Origin of the sequence: Clostridium tertium (genome assembly GCF_902652255.1) — a bacterium.
Taxonomy (GTDB): Bacteria; Bacillota; Clostridia; order Clostridiales; family Clostridiaceae; genus Clostridium; species Clostridium tertium_A.
In genome coordinates this window covers 136,772-152,241 of record NZ_CACRTO010000020.1, presented here as the reverse complement: position 1 = coordinate 152,241, position 15,470 = coordinate 136,772, and the positions used below count along the sequence as shown (strand labels likewise).

Annotated in this window: 15 protein-coding genes; 3 read left to right on the top strand and 12 right to left on the bottom strand. The window is 28.4% G+C overall.

The annotated features are described in order from the left end of the window. Positions 1-238 precede the first annotated feature (238 nt). The 3 genes from GPX08_RS09635 to GPX08_RS09625 all read left to right on the top strand — a co-directional run bounded on the left by GPX08_RS09635 (position 239) and on the right by GPX08_RS09625 (position 2,505). A complete protein-coding gene (locus GPX08_RS09635; protein ID WP_156626604.1) occupies positions 239-1,282 on the top strand; it encodes an HD domain-containing protein in 1,044 nt (347 codons plus the stop codon). 285 nt (positions 1,283-1,567) lie between these two features. After that, positions 1,568-2,005 (top strand): LytTR family transcriptional regulator, encoded by a 438-nt coding sequence (locus tag GPX08_RS09630; RefSeq protein ID WP_156626603.1) that lies wholly within the window; start codon positions 1,568-1,570, stop codon positions 2,003-2,005. A 53-nt stretch (positions 2,006-2,058) separates the two neighbouring features. Next, positions 2,059-2,505 carry a hypothetical protein gene (locus GPX08_RS09625; protein ID WP_156626602.1) on the top strand — a complete coding sequence of 149 codons (447 nt, stop codon included), beginning with the start codon at positions 2,059-2,061 and terminating at the stop codon, positions 2,503-2,505. Between the two features lie 555 nt (positions 2,506-3,060). On the opposite strand, the gene GPX08_RS09620 is transcribed toward GPX08_RS09625, so the two are convergent. From GPX08_RS09620 to aroF (GPX08_RS09565), 12 genes are all read right to left on the bottom strand, one after another. Beyond that, a complete protein-coding gene (locus tag GPX08_RS09620; RefSeq protein ID WP_156626601.1) occupies positions 3,061-3,681 on the bottom strand; it encodes a hypothetical protein in 621 nt (206 codons plus the stop codon). Positions 3,682-3,783: 102 nt separating this feature from the next. After that, positions 3,784-4,626: a prephenate dehydrogenase/arogenate dehydrogenase family protein gene (locus GPX08_RS09615; RefSeq protein ID WP_156626600.1), complete on the bottom strand. Its 843-nt coding sequence runs from the start codon at positions 4,624-4,626 to the stop codon at positions 3,784-3,786. Between the two features lie 354 nt (positions 4,627-4,980). Then, positions 4,981-5,994, bottom strand: a complete 1,014-nt coding sequence (gene aroF, locus GPX08_RS09610) for a 3-deoxy-7-phosphoheptulonate synthase (protein ID WP_156626599.1) — start codon at positions 5,992-5,994, stop codon at positions 4,981-4,983. 278 nt (positions 5,995-6,272) lie between these two features. After that, positions 6,273-6,713, bottom strand: a complete 441-nt coding sequence (aroQ, locus tag GPX08_RS09605) for a type II 3-dehydroquinate dehydratase (protein WP_156626598.1) — start codon at positions 6,711-6,713, stop codon at positions 6,273-6,275. Between the two features lie 12 nt (positions 6,714-6,725). Beyond that, the gene (locus GPX08_RS09600; RefSeq protein WP_156626597.1) at positions 6,726-7,232 is read right to left on the bottom strand and encodes an AAA family ATPase; all 507 of its coding nucleotides are present in this window, start codon (positions 7,230-7,232) and stop codon (positions 6,726-6,728) included. Between the two features lie 81 nt (positions 7,233-7,313). Beyond that, on the bottom strand, positions 7,314-8,123 hold the full coding sequence (aroE, locus tag GPX08_RS09595; RefSeq protein ID WP_156626596.1) for a shikimate dehydrogenase: 810 nt from the start codon (positions 8,121-8,123) through the stop codon (positions 7,314-7,316). A 487-nt stretch (positions 8,124-8,610) separates the two neighbouring features. Further along, positions 8,611-9,066, bottom strand: coding sequence for a GNAT family N-acetyltransferase (locus GPX08_RS09590; protein ID WP_156626595.1), 456 nt, complete (start codon positions 9,064-9,066; stop codon positions 8,611-8,613). 186 nt (positions 9,067-9,252) lie between these two features. Continuing rightward, positions 9,253-10,377, bottom strand: coding sequence for a prephenate dehydratase (gene pheA / locus GPX08_RS09585; protein WP_156626594.1), 1,125 nt, complete (start codon positions 10,375-10,377; stop codon positions 9,253-9,255). After that, a complete protein-coding gene (gene aroC, locus GPX08_RS09580) occupies positions 10,377-11,459 on the bottom strand; it encodes a chorismate synthase (RefSeq protein WP_156626593.1) in 1,083 nt (360 codons plus the stop codon). Before aroC ends, pheA begins: the two co-directional genes overlap by 1 nt. Beyond that, a complete protein-coding gene (gene aroA, locus GPX08_RS09575; RefSeq protein ID WP_156626592.1) occupies positions 11,437-12,726 on the bottom strand; it encodes a 3-phosphoshikimate 1-carboxyvinyltransferase in 1,290 nt (429 codons plus the stop codon). The genes aroC and aroA overlap by 23 nt, the downstream gene beginning before the upstream one ends. 177 nt (positions 12,727-12,903) lie before the next feature. Further along, the gene (locus tag GPX08_RS09570) at positions 12,904-13,959 is read right to left on the bottom strand and encodes a 3-dehydroquinate synthase (RefSeq protein ID WP_156626591.1); all 1,056 of its coding nucleotides are present in this window, start codon (positions 13,957-13,959) and stop codon (positions 12,904-12,906) included. A gap of 194 nt (positions 13,960-14,153) precedes the next feature. Beyond that, on the bottom strand, positions 14,154-15,167 hold the full coding sequence (gene aroF / locus GPX08_RS09565) for a 3-deoxy-7-phosphoheptulonate synthase (protein ID WP_156626590.1): 1,014 nt from the start codon (positions 15,165-15,167) through the stop codon (positions 14,154-14,156). Positions 15,168-15,470: the final 303 nt, after the last annotated feature.

The window sequence follows — 15,470 nt, the reverse complement described above, 5'->3', positions numbered from 1 at the left end:
TCCTAAAACAATGTTTTTCATTTACTAAATTCCTTAATTGATAATCATAATTATATCATATATAGCTTTCTTGCTATATTACTAATGTTAATATATTAGTAATATAATATATAAATATTTCAATAAGGTTATAAAATTTTCAGCCTTCTATCCGATATATAAAATGTGGGGCATTAATTTACAATAATACTATATTTTGCATTGATTATTAAAAACTATAGGTATTTAAGAGGTAAATATGGAAATTAAAACTAAATTATTAGATGTTAGCCAATTAAAGGCAGGTATGGTAACCGCAAAAGAAATAATTTACAATGGATCTATTCTTATAGGAAAAGACATCGAACTAACTAACCATTTACTAGATAAATTAAATTTAATATACTTTTTAGATAAAGTGGAGATTTATGTAAGCGAGGAAGAATCAAAAGAACTTATAGCCTTAGAGAAGATTGACGAAACATTAAAAAATATTACTGTAGATGTTAAATTACTTTTTGATAATACAAACACGCTAAAGTCTGCTACTACAAATGAAGTAAATAAGTATGCAGAAAAGTTATTAGATGAACTTAAAAACAACTCACTATTTTTAAAGAACATAGTACTAAATGGAAGTGGTGAGGACAGTATCTACAGACATTCAGTTAATGTTGCTGCAGTAAGCTACATAATAGGTAAGTGGGCTGGATTTAGTGAAAACAAGCTTCATTCTTTAGTTTACGCTTCATTACTTCACGACTTTGGAAAAACAAAAATAAGTAAGCAAATCATCAATAAAACTAGAAGGCTAACTACAGAAGAGTTTGAAATTATTAAAACTCATCCTAGACTCACTTATAATGAAATTAAAGAAATACCTTTTATAGGTCAATCTGTTCTTTATGGAGTACTTATGCATCATGAAAGAAATGATGGTAGTGGATACCCCCTTGGCTTGAAAGGACCGCAAATTCATGACTTTGGTAAGATAATAGCTATTTCTGATACCTTTGATGCTCTTAATTCTAATAGAGTGCATAAGAAAAAAAGAAGACCTCTTGAAGCTTTAAAAATCATTCAAGAAGAAAGTTTGTCAAAACTTGATTTTAAATTTTGTAACATCTTCTTAAATGGTTTAAAAAACTTTTATGTAGGGCAAAATGCAATACTAAATAATAACGATACATGTAAAATAATTCAGCTTAATACTAATAATATCGATTTACCCTTAGTATTAACTAATAATGAGTTTGTTGATTTAAGCAAATCACCATATCTTCATATAACGGAGATTATTTAGAAATTAAGATTGAAACGTTTATAATGTATAATTAAAGAAATTCTCTGTTTCAAATTACTAAAATAAATACAAAAGAAATCCTCTGTCTTAAGCAGAGGATTTTTTATATTAATATTTATATAATTTAACTTTAAAATTATCTTTATAGTATAAAAACACTTTTTATGCATCTTACCAATTATAATTTGCAACTTAAAGGTATGGATGTTGATAGCTTGCTTCATGACTACTATACTAATATTAAAGATAAGGTCCTTACTTTAAATAACTTATGGGGGAGTGCTTATGAAAATTACCGTTCAGCATATGGATATAGAAGAAAATGAGATAGTTCTAAAGTGCAAAAGTATTGATGATGAAATGCTTCATATACTATCATTTTTAAAATCAAGATCTCAAAAGCTTTGTGTATTTAAAGAAAAAAATGAACTAATTTTACTATCTCCAGACTCAGCTTATTACTGCGAATCAGTTGATGAGAAAACTTTTATCTACTGTGAAGATGATGTCTATCAAACAGCTCTCAATTTATTAGAGCTTGAAAATAGCTATTCATCCGTTGGATTCTTAAGGATAAGTAAGTCAATGATAGTTAATCTTTATAAAATCAAAAAGCTTAAGAGCTATACTTCGGGTAGAATTGAAGTCATTATGAAAAATGATGAAAAGATAATAGTTTCTAGACACTATGCTCCTATGCTTAGACAAAAATTAGATATATAAAATATATATTACAAATTGAGAAATGTATTCAAAATATGAAATGAGGGATAATTATGAATTTGTTCAATAGATTCTATAAATTTGGTTCTGATGTTAAACCTAAAGCTTCTCTATATTCTCTAGCTTTAGTACTCTTTATAAGTGTTGCTAATTTATTTAATGGTATAGTCTACGTTAAAATACTAACCTTACTTGAGTGCTTCTTTATTGCATTAGTAATTGCTTTAATAGAATACTTTTTATTTAACAACTATGATGAACTATCAAAAGAAAAGAAAACATCCAATACTATTATTTGGGCTATATTAACTAATATAATTGTAATAACCTCTTCAGTTATCTTTAACTTGTTCCCACCTTTACCACTATGGGGATACATTATACTAATAGCTGTATTAGAAATATCGTTGATTGCTATGAAATACAGTATATACGTAGTAAATTTATCTGATACCGAAGACTTAAATAATAAATTAAAAAAATATCAAAAAAATAGATAATGTGGTGCTACCATTGGGTAGCACCATATTATAATGTAGAATGCAACATGTATGAAGTAATTTGTACCAAATTACTAAAAAGTCTATTTTTGAAAGGATAATCAAAGTGAGTAATAAATCGAAAATATATTTTTTGAGTCTACTATATTTATATTTTTTGGGCTTTTCATTTTACATCGAATATGGGGATTGTTAGATAGAATATCATATTCAGAATTCTGGCTTTCATTTATGAACGAAAGAGGTATAATGTACTTTATACTTATAGGTATTTTATCTATTTTATGTCTTGCTGGAATTATTATCATTTTCAAAAGTATTTGCAAAAATTATTGATGGCGTTGGTTTTATATTTGTGGTGGCGGACATGTTTTGTTTGATTTATTTGCTATCAGTATAAAGTTAGAAATATGGAACAAACTGCTTCTATATATGTTTGAAACTGCAAACCATTATTGGAATGTTATATGGAGTAGCTTCATACTTATAGGAGTCTTATCTTTGATTTTAGGTATTTCACTCTTGAAAAGAATACTAAAATCAAAATAATTGATTTTAGACTCCTTGAAGCTTAACATTATTTATGAAATTTCCCCAATCATAATCACTCATCCTATCTTGAAGTTCATTCTTACTATTATATAATAGAATATCTTTAATATCCTTTTTAGGCACTATCATTATATAACTTCTATTTTCTATTGTTTTATCAGTTAACTCTTCTCCATCAGTAAATTCTAATTTAATCTCACTTACATCAATACCTATTCTTCCTACTTCATTAATCCCATTCATTTTAGAATCATTTATAGTTCCAAAAATAATATTACTATCATTATATTCAAGACTATTTACAGAAAATCCAGGACTAATAGGTATGTTTCCTGAAGTCATAGAAACTATCTCTTTTTCTTTATTTAAAAGAAATAATGTAGAATAAGGCTCTCCTTCTCCATAATTCTTTTCGACTAGTGCTAAATATCCATCATCAATTTCCTTTATAGTATTGATTTTAAGTTCTCCTTTATTCTCTGGTAAATTCTTAGAATAATAATCTTCAATAGCCTTTTCTAATGTGTCATTTTTAAATTTACTGCTATTGTTTTTTATAATTACAACTGAAGCCATTATAATTACTAGAATTGTTATTGATAATATAATTTTAGTTTTTCTCATTTTCCCTCACCTTTTTCATTCTATCTATGTATAATCAAATATAGAAAAAGCACTAGTAATTAATCTTAATATCTCATAACAATTAATACTAGTGCTTTTATATTATAACTTTTCTCTACGTTTACTGGATTTGATAAATAATGATTTTAACTCATCTTCATTTTCTTCTATTAGAGCAAATTTTATTTTATTCATTTCATTTAAAAAATGCTCTATTACTTCAATGAGGTTGTCCTTATTTCCAAAGAATAACTCACTCCAAAGATCTTCATTAATATTAGCAATTCTAGTTAAATCCCTATAGCTATCCCCTATGAATCTACCAGTATCTCTACCTTCTTCATCGCTATTAATTAAAGCTACAGCAATAGCATGAGGTAATTGGCTAGTAAAGCTAATCATCATATCATGATATTCTGGAGTTATTTTCTTTATGTTCTTAAATCCAAGTTTATATATTATATCTTCTAAAAATATTATATTTTCTTCTTTATTTCTTTCAGTTACAGTAATAAGATAGTTTGCTCCTTTAAAGACCTCTTTAGATGCATAATCTATACCTCTTTTTTCTCTTCCAGCCATCGGATGACCAAAGATAAAGTCTATCCCATCTGGTAAACTACTACATATATCCTTTACAAAAGGACCCTTAATACCAGTTGCATCTGTTACTATTGTTCCTTCTTTAAAGTAGCTTTTATTTTCCTCTATAAAAGCCTTAATTAGCCTTGGATAAATAGAAAGTATAATTAAATCTGCTTTACTTATAGCTTCTTTATTACATTCACCTGCTAAAAAACCCTTTTTAATAATATCTAACTCTTCAGCCTTCTTTAATGTATCTAAATTACTATCTATACCATAAACATCGTTATACCCAGCTTCCTTTAAAGCCATAGCATAACTTCCCCCTATAACACCAAGTCCCACTATTAAAATATTCATAAAACACCCCTTTATGCAGTTAACAATTAAAAGTTAACAATTATGGATGGGATTTGTACCAAATCCCCACAATTAGAATGAATAATAAATTATAATTGATAATTATTGATGAAACTCAGCCTAAGCTGAGTTCCTGAAATAAAAATCTACTTTAAAAACTCCATAAAGAGTTTTCTCCTAAATTATACATTATCCATTATTCATTTTTAATTCTTACTTATAAAGCTCTCACTTAAGATAACTCAGCTTGCTGAGTTATTTCCTTTAGCGCCACTCACACTAATATAAATAAATATTATGCTGTGGTGAATCGGAGCAAAGCGACTTGAACAAGCAGTATAATATTTATTTATATTATAACTTCTTTCCTTCCATCTCAGCTAAGATTCTAACTTTATCCATTACTCTCTTAAATGATTCTGGCTTAATTGATTGTTGACCATCACTTAATGCACATTGAGGATTATTATGAACTTCTATCATTAAACCATCTGCTCCAGCACTTATTGCAGCTTTTGCTAGTGGTTCAACAAGGTACCAGTATCCAGCAGCATGACTTGGATCTACTATTACTGGTAAGTGTGATTTTCTCTTTACTACAGGTATTGCACTTAAATCTAAAGTATTCCTTGTGTAAGTCTCAAAAGTTCTTATACCTCTTTCACAAAGAATTACATTTTCATTCCCAGCTGCCATAATGTATTCAGCTGACATTAACCATTCTTCAATAGTTGCAGATAAACCTCTCTTTAATAAAATAGGTTTACTTGTCTTACCAAGTTGTTTTAGTAAATCAAAGTTTTGCATATTTCTAGCACCAACTTGAATTACATCAACATCTCTTTCAAAAACATCTATATAGTCTGTTGACATTATTTCAGTAACTATTGGTAGTCCTGTAACTTCTCTAGCCTTCTTTAAAAGTTCTAATCCTTCTAATTCTAGACCTTGGAAGCTATAAGGTGATGTTCTAGGCTTAAATGCCCCACCTCTTAAGAATGTCGCTCCAGACTCTTTAACACTTTTAGCAATTTCAATTATTTGCTCTTCACTTTCAACAGAACATGGGCCTGCCATAACAGCTAAATTGTTACCCCCAATTAAGCTACCTTTTACATCAATTACTGTATCCTCAGGTTTAAATAATCTATTTACCTTCTTATAAGGTTCTTCTACCTTAAGTACCTTATCTACCCCTTGGAATCTTAGAAGCTTATTTGAATCTATAGTTCTAGTTTCTCCAACTACTCCTATAATACAAAAAGTTTCTCCTTGTGATAAGTGGACACCTAATCCCTTACCTTCTAATTCTCTCTTAACCTTCAATACTTCTTCTTCACTACATTTTGGATTCATTACAATAATCATATCCTATCCCTCCATACTACGATAATTAGCATTCATCAGGTAATATAAATGCCTTTATAATAATTTACCAATTATTCACTAAAAAAACAAGTGTCAGAAATCAATTTCATACAATCTTTTTTTGTTTTTTCTTACTATTTAATATACAAAATCAAATTTACGATAATCTATTCTACTAATAACTATATACATTATAGAATATATAATTATTAATATGAAAATCTCTTATCTCCGTTCCTTAAATAAAAGTAATTACAAAGGAATCACCTCATTTATTGCTAATCGTTAACTGTTAATTGTAAAAGTGCGTCCATAGCCATTACATATCCATATTCCTTAAAGCCTGCTATTTGTCCTAAGCACGCTGGTGCTATTACAGACTTATGTCTAAATTCTTCTCTAGAATGGATATTAGATAAATGAACTTCTATAGTCTTAATATTAACAGCCTTTACAGCGTCTAAAATAGCATAACTATAATGAGTGAATGCTCCAGGGTTAATTATTATACCATCATATTTATCATAATATGCTTTATGAATTTCATTAATTATTTCACCTTCAATATTGCTTTGAAATAATTTAATTTCTAAATTTCTTTTCTTACCTTCTTCTAAAATATAATCGCAAATATCATTAAAGTCTCTAGTTCCATATATGCCTTTTTCCCTTATTCCAACCATATTTAGATTAGGTCCATTTATTACTAATATCTTCATATTCTCTACCTCTTATTCACAAGTTTTAATAATATCTATAACTTTATCTACAATATCTTCTAAATTCTCATTATTTACTATTTTATAATCACAATAATTATTATATAAATCGTATCTTTCATTATATAAATTATATATCTTTTCTTTACCATCTTTAAGTAATGGCCTTGAAGCTACATCTACATCTTTTAAAATCTCTTCAACTGGTCTATCTATAAAAATAATAATTCCATTAGCCTTAAAACACTCTATATTAGATTTTCTTTTAACTACTCCTCCACCACTAGAGATAATAGTCTTTTTTGCTAATTTACTAAGCTCTTTACATGCTCTACTTTCAAAATCTCTGAAGTAATCTTCACTTTCACTAAAAAGCTCTTTAACTGTGGAATTAGATATTTCTTCTATATAATTATCCATATCATAAAAGTCATAACCTAACCTTTTTGAAACTTCTAATCCAATAGTAGTTTTGCCACATCCAGGCATTCCAATTAATAAAACTACATTCTTATCCATATTTATAAAGTTTATCCTCTCTTAAAACCTTCTATAATCTATTTTGAAACATCCTATTTCACTATAATCTCAAACTATTTACTAAATAAATCTATCATTAATTTTATTGTATATATCCCTTATAATTGCTTCATCTATATCAACTTCTTGCCATATCTCCTGAGCCTTCACAGCTTGCCCCACAAGCATATAAAGTCCTCCAACTACTTTCTTATTTAACTCTTTTCCATAAGATAAAAACTTAGTTTCAGCTGGATTATATATTAAATCAACTATTGAATTAAAATTACTTATAATATCCTTTGACACTGGTGAATCAGAAATCTTAGGATACATACCTACAGGAGTTGAATTTATTAATATATCTCCCTTTATGTCCTTTAATTCCTCATAACTAATTATCTTTACATTACTTAAGTTATATTCATTATTTTTAGGGCTTCTACTTGCTATGTAAACTTCCCTTACCCCATTATCTAATAAATAATGAAGAACTGCTCTAGAAGCACCTCCATTACCTAAAATAACTGCTATAGAATCTTTAACATTAATATTACTTATTTTAAGCATAATTCCAAAGCCATAATAATCAGTATTAAAGCCTTGAAGCTCTCCATTCTTTAAATAAATAGTATTAACAGCCCCTATTTTAACTGCTTCTTCTGATATTCCATCTAATTCTTTCATAATATCTTTTTTATAAGGAATAGTAACATTGCATCCCTTTACTTTTAGAAGTTTTAGAGCTTTTGCAAAATCAGATAATTTATCTTTTTGTATTTCAAATAATTTATAAGCCCCAAGTTTATCTATTGATTTTAAGATTTCTAAATGAATCTCTGGTGATAAACTATGTGAAAGCTTTTCTCCAAGTAAACCGTAAAATTCCATAATCATGCCCCCTTTTTTTACTATATATTATAACATAATTACATAACAATAAAGGTAGCAAAAATTGATATCTATAACCAACTTTCGCTACCTTCTGATTATGGAGCAAATAATTTTCCTATTCCCCCTTTCGTAATTAAATTTTGTAATTGAGCATTCCTCCCTTCATCTTTAAATCAATAATAATAGTACATTCCTCCTTTATAATTAAATATTCTTGTCTGCACTTTTTTCGTTAAGGTAGGTTTATTTACCCCTTCCTTACTATCTTTCTTCAAATCTTTACATCACTCCTTATTACTTAAATTATTCATATAAATATTTGACTGATTTTCTTTTAAATCTAGACTTATTCCTCCTTTACTATTTTGTTGCTAGCCTTAATATTACTTTCTCTATTACTCTAAGCCCGCCCCCTTTTAAAACATATTTCTAAGGATTGAATTATTTAAAATATCTTATCTAAGTTATACATCACTCCTTTTCTTTATTGAATAATACTTTTTTTCTCATAACCCCCTTCATTACTATATTTAAATCCTTCTCTTCTTAAGAAATTCCCTCCTTCTTCATCATAATTATCATCAGATTTTATTATATAATTAACCTTATGATCTTTAGCAGTCTTTTCTACTTCAATCATAAGTTGATGACCAACACCTAATCCTCTATACATTTTATTTACTACTATATCATCAATATCCATAACTTCACTGTAATCATTTTCATTTAATGTATGACAAATTGCATATCCTACAACTTCATCATTTAACTGTGCTACATAAGCTATGAAATTTTTATCCCCTTTATTTACCTTAACTTTTTTATAGTCAAAATTACTATTAAGTTTTTTTATAGTCTCATAATCTTTAGTATGTATATTTCTAATATCAAAGCCTATCATAGCACTGTCCCCCCTTTTTGAAAATTTCGCTACCCCCATAGCTTTTTAATTTTCAGAAAATTCTCAATATTTATATTTTTATTATATAATAGTTTTTTATAAAAATCTAGTCCAATTTCTAAAAAAATATATTTATATGATTTTAAAATACAAATATACTAGAAAAGATAAATAGAATATGCTTATTTCACATATTCTATTTATCCTCTCAGTTTTATTCACATTTTAAAAACTATTCTTATAATTTCCTATTATTTTAAAGTATCCACTATTCTTCTCTATTAGTTTTAGAGCATTTTTAACAGTTTCCTCTTTTAAATTCCCTTCAAAATCAACATATAATAAGTATTTCCAAGACTCATGCTTATTAGGTCTTGATTCTATCTTAATCATATTGATGTTATTTTCAGCAAAATGGCTTAGTAATCTATATAGTGTACCAGCCTTATCATCTAGAGAAAATACTACACTAACCTTATTACAAGAATCATCATACTTTAAATCTTTACCTATTATAATAAATTTAGTATGATTATCCTTCTTATCATTAATGCTTTCCTTAATTATATTTAATCCATAGATATCTGCTGCTCTTCTGCTTCCAATAGCCGCCTTGCTTTTATCATTTAAATCTGCTATATGTTTTGCACTTATTGCAGTATTGTGATATGGAATTAATCTTAAATCTGGATACTTACTCAAAAATCCCTTACTTTGCTCAAAGCCTTGTGGATGAGAATATACTTCTTTAATAGTATCTAGGCTTGCACCTTCAACACTCATAAGATGTTGATCTATCTTTATACATTCTTCACCAATAATATAAAAATTGTATTTTACTAAAAGATCATAAACTGATGTAATTGCTCCAGTATAAGAATTTTCGATTGGAAGAATAGCATATTTTACTTCATTATTTTCTAAAGCCTTAAAAACATCAGAAAATTCCTCATAATTTTGTAGTTTATTATAGGATTTAAAGTATTTTATAAGAGCTTCCTCACTAAAAGAGCCTTCTACTCCTTGATATCCTATAACCTCTTCTTCATTAATATTAATAGATAAATTTTCAGATTCACAATTATCCATTAAATTTCCTTGAAGAGATCTACTTAGTTCCATAATATTTTCAAAAAACCCTCTAGTTATGTCACTATATTCTTTATTCTTAAGTAGAGAAATATTCTTTTCTATTACTTCCTCTTCTCTTTTACTATGAAAAATAGGTAGATTTCTTTCCTTCTTATATTCTCCTACCTTTAAAGCAACATTCATTCTCTTTTCAAAAAGGGAAACTAACTCCCTATCTATGGAGTCAATTTCCTTTCTATAGTCTTCTAAGTTCCCCATTACTCTCTCCCCTTTAATAAATCAAGTATTCCAATTGCAGTAACAGCTTCAATAACAGGTACTGCTCTTTGAACTATACAAGGGTCATGTCTTCCTTGAATTTGGAATTTAACATTAGTTTTATTCTTAATATCTATAGTATTTTGCTCCTTTAATATAGAAGCAGTTGGCTTAACAGCTACCTTAAATACTATTGGCATTCCATTAGAAATACCCCCATTAATCCCACCATTATTATTAGTCTTAGTCTTAACTACATCTCCATCATAGTAGAATTCATCATTAGCTTCTGAACCATATAAAGTAGTAATATCAAAACCTCTTCCAAATTCTATTCCCTTAACTGCTGGGACAGAGAAGATTAAATGTGATAAAGTAGATTCTACAGAATCAAAGAATGGGTTACCAACTCCAGGTTTTATTCCAACTACTGCACATTCAATAGTTCCACCTACAGAGTTCCCATCATATTTAGCCTGCATTATTTTATGCTTAATTTTATCTTCTAAGCTTGAATCTATTAAAGGAATTTCCTTATCTCTAATTCCCTTTAATTCTTCCTTAGATATATTAGTACTATCAAAAACTTTGTCCTTAATCTCCTTAACAGAGGCTATATGAGCTCCTACTACTATTCCTCTATCTTCTAATATTTGCTTACATATTGCTCCAGCAAATACAAGTGGTGCTGTTATTCTTCCTGAAAAGTGGCCCCCACCTCTATAATCATTAAAACCTAAGTACCTTGCATTACCTGCAAAATCTGAGTGTCCAGGTCTCATAAAGTCCTTAGTTTTCTCATAATCCTTAGATCTTGTATCTCCATTTCTAATAATTGCACATAGTGGTGCCCCAGTAGTTTTTCCTTGAAAAACTCCACTTAATATTTCAGGTAAATCTGCCTCTTTTCTAGCTGTAGATAGCTGATTTTTACCTGGCGCTCTTCTTGCCATTTCCTCTAAAATTTTATCCATATCCAGTTCAAATCCTACTGGTAATCCATCTATATTAATTCCAATTGCATTTCCATGAGATTCTCCAAATATAGAAACCTTTAAGTTATTGCCCCATACTGCACTCATTTACTTTTCCTCCTAGCATTTTATAATCCTCAAAAAAGCTTGGATAGGACTTTGCTACACATTCATAATCTTTTATAATTATAGGCTTTTTACACCTTGTAGCTGCAATTGCTAATGTCATAGCAATTCTATGATCCTTCCAGCTCCAAACTTCAATGCCACCTTCTAATTCTTCTACTCCATATATTATTAGACCTTCTTCTTTTTCAATTATCTTAGCACCTAATTTATTAAGTTCAGTTGCTACTGCCTTTAACCTATCACACTCTTTAATTCTAAGTCTTCCAGCATTGATAATCTCAGTTCTACCTTCTGATAAAGCTGCTACTAAAGATATTACGGGTATAATATCTGGACATTGAGATGCATCTATTAATGTAGACTTTAATTTAGAATGATCTTTTATAGTTAAACTATCATTAAATTCGAATTCTGCGCCCATTCTATCTAAAATATCTATTGCTTCCTTATCTCCTTGAAGAGAATCTTCTCTTAAATCTAAAAGTTCAACTTTAGAACCTAAAGCATTAGCAGAAAGATAAAAAGCTCCTTGAGAATAATCACCTTCAACTCTATAATTTCTTGAATTATAGCTTTGACCACCCTTTATTATAAATTCCTTATAATCTCTATTTTCTATATCTATCCCAAAATCTTTCATACAAGATAAGGTTAAATCAATATATCCTTTTGATTCTAATTCCGTGCTTATTATTATTTTTGAATCTCCTTCTAATAATGGAAGAGTAAATAATAAACCTGTTATAAATTGAGAGCTAATATTTCCTGGTAAAACAAACTCCCCAGCCTTTATACGCCCTTTAACCATTAGATTTAATTCATTTTCAACTGCATTATATCTAATTCCTTGGTCTTTAAAAATATTATAATAAGTATCTAGAGGTCTCTTACCTAAGTTACCTCTTCCAATAAACTTAGTAATTCCGTCAAATAATAAAGATATTGGCACTAAAAATCTTAAAGTTGATCCTGACTCATTGCAATTAACAATTCTTGTAGCATTTCTTTTTGCATCTTTATGAAATGCTCCTGTAATTGTTAATTTATCATTCTTTTTATCTATACTAGCTCCAAGTGATATCATTGCATCTATTGTTGCATTAATATCATCTGAATAATCAATATTATCAATTACAGAAATTCCACTACTAAGCGATGCACAAATTATTCCTCTATGAGCCATACTTTTTGAAGGAGGTATCTTAACCTTTCCTTCTAATTTAGTATTTAATACTTCAATATTCATAAAAAACCACCTTTTTTATAATTAAGAATTAAAAATTAAAAATGAAGAATTATTAATGTAATTCTTACAGAATTACTAAAATTAATTTTTTCAATAATTTTTCATTATTCATTCTTAATTTTTCATTGTGCGACAGCACATTTTTCTTACCTTTTAACTCTTACCTGTGAAACAGCACTAATTGATAATAGATAATTGACTTTGATCTATTGGTTTAACAAAACTATTCCCTATTTCAGTAATAAAAATTAAATTAAGCTTTTTACCTAAATTCTTTTTATCTAAAGTCATAGCTTCTTTTATTTCATCAATACTTACATCTAATTTGTAAGGTAAATTATATTCTATTAAAATATCCTTTATTATTTCAGCTTCACCTTTTTTAGTTTCTCCTAGAGTTTCACTTAGCTTAGTTATTTCATACATTCCAATTGCTACTGCTTCACCATGAGTATATTTACTAAAATTATAATATTGCTCAATAGCGTGACCAATTGTATGTCCGAAATTTAAAAGCATTCTATCTCCAGTATCTTTTTCATCCTTTTCCACAACTTCTTTCTTAATTTTACAACAATTGTGAATAACATACTCAATATTGTTCATAACTTCTTCTTTATTCTTAAAACTTTGAAGTTTTTTAAAGAACTCGCTATCTTTTATACATCCATACTTTATAACTTCTGCCATTCCATCATTAAAGAATTTATCAGTTAATGAAGATAATACCTCTGGATCTATAATAACTTTTTTAGGGTGATAAAAACTTCCTACTAGATTCTTTCCTCTTTCTAAATCTACTCCTACCTTACCACCAACACTACTATCTACTTGAGCTAAAAGAGTAGTTGGACATTGGATAAAAGAAACACCTCTTAAATATGTAGATGCTACAAATCCACCTAAATCCCCTATAACTCCTCCTCCTAAAGTTAATATTAAATCACTTCTATTAATCTTAAAATCTAAAAGTTCATTATAAACCATAGGTAAAGTATTAAAAGATTTAGTTTCTTCACCAGCTTTTAAAACAAGCTTCTTAACCATATATCCTGATGCCTCTAAAGCCTTAACCACCTTATCACCATAATATTTATCAACATTTTCATCAGTTAGAACAAAAATCTTATTACCTACAAAAGCTTCTTTAACTTCCTTACCTATCCTACTTAATAAGCCTCTTTCTATAACTATGTCATACTTGCTATGAGATAAATCTATAGATAGTTTCATTTCTACACCCCTCTTTTTAAATTAAGAATTAAGAATGAAAAATGAAAAATTAGGGATATAACTTAGCAAAGCTAAGTTATTAAATATTATATTTAATTCAGAAACTCAGCCTCTGCTGAGTTTCCTCCTTCATTTTTCATTCTTCATTCTACATTATTCATTCTTTAATTATAACTCAGCACGCTGAGTTATAATTAAAGTTCTCTTCCAACTGCAGCTGCTATTGCTTTTAATTCTTGTACTAATGTTTCATAATCATTTGGTCTAATTGATTGTGGACCATCACATAACGCCTTTTCTGGATTGTTGTGAACTTCTATTATAAGTCCATCTGCACCTACTGCTACTGCTGCTTTTGCAAGTGGAGATATCATGAATCTCTTTCCTGTAGCATGGCTTGGATCTACTATTACTGGTAAGTGACTTAGCTTCTTAACAGCTGGAATAGCACTTAAGTCTAATGTATTTCTAGTGTAAGTTTCGAAAGTTCTTATTCCTCTTTCACAAAGAATTACATTTTCATTTCCTCCAGCCATAATGTATTCAGCTGACATTAACCATTCTTCTATAGTAGCTGATAAACCTCTCTTTAATAATATAGGTTTACTAGTCTTGCCAAGTTCATTTAATAGGTCAAAGTTTTGCATATTTCTAGCACCAACTTGAATAACATCTACATCTCTTTCGAAAACTTCTATATCATATGGTGACATAATTTCAGTTACTATTGGTAATCCTGTTTTTTCTCTTGCAATTTTTAAAAGTTCTAATCCATCATATTTTAATCCTTGGAAACTATATGGAGAAGTTCTTGGTTTGAAAGCTCCTCCTCTTAAGAAGTTTGCCCCTAATTTCTTAACTTCATCAGCTATAAATGTTAGTTGTTCTTCACTTTCAACTGAACAAGGTCCAGCTATCATTGCTAGCTTATTTCCACCTATTTTACTTTCATTAACATCAACTATTGAATTGTCAGGATGGAATAATCTATTAGCCTTCTTAAATGGCTCTTGAACATGCATTACTTTTTCTACATTATCATTAGCCTCAATTTTTAAAGCATCAATTTTGCTAGTATCTCCAACTAATCCAAGGATAATAAGATCTGTTCCTATTACTGGATTAACCTTAACACCTTCTCTTTCTAATTCATTCGTTAATTTATCAATTTCTTCTTGTTTTGTTCTTGGTTTTAAAATTATTACCATGAATAAAGCCCCCTTTTATATTGTTTATATTTTACATTTTTTGTTTTTTATTTTGAAAGTAATAACTCTCTATATTAAAAAAGAGAACTCTTATGAGTTCTCTTGAATAATCAAAATATTTTCCTTAAAAAATATATAAATTTATACTATGCACTCATAAGAATGGAATTATTATTTTTTTTGCAGAACAAATAGCCAGCGCTAAAGAAAAAGCCCCAGAATATAAAGTAAAAAAAGCTATAAAATTGTGCTGCTTTATTTATAATTCCTTTCATAAGAATCCTCCATAAATTTATTTTCAAA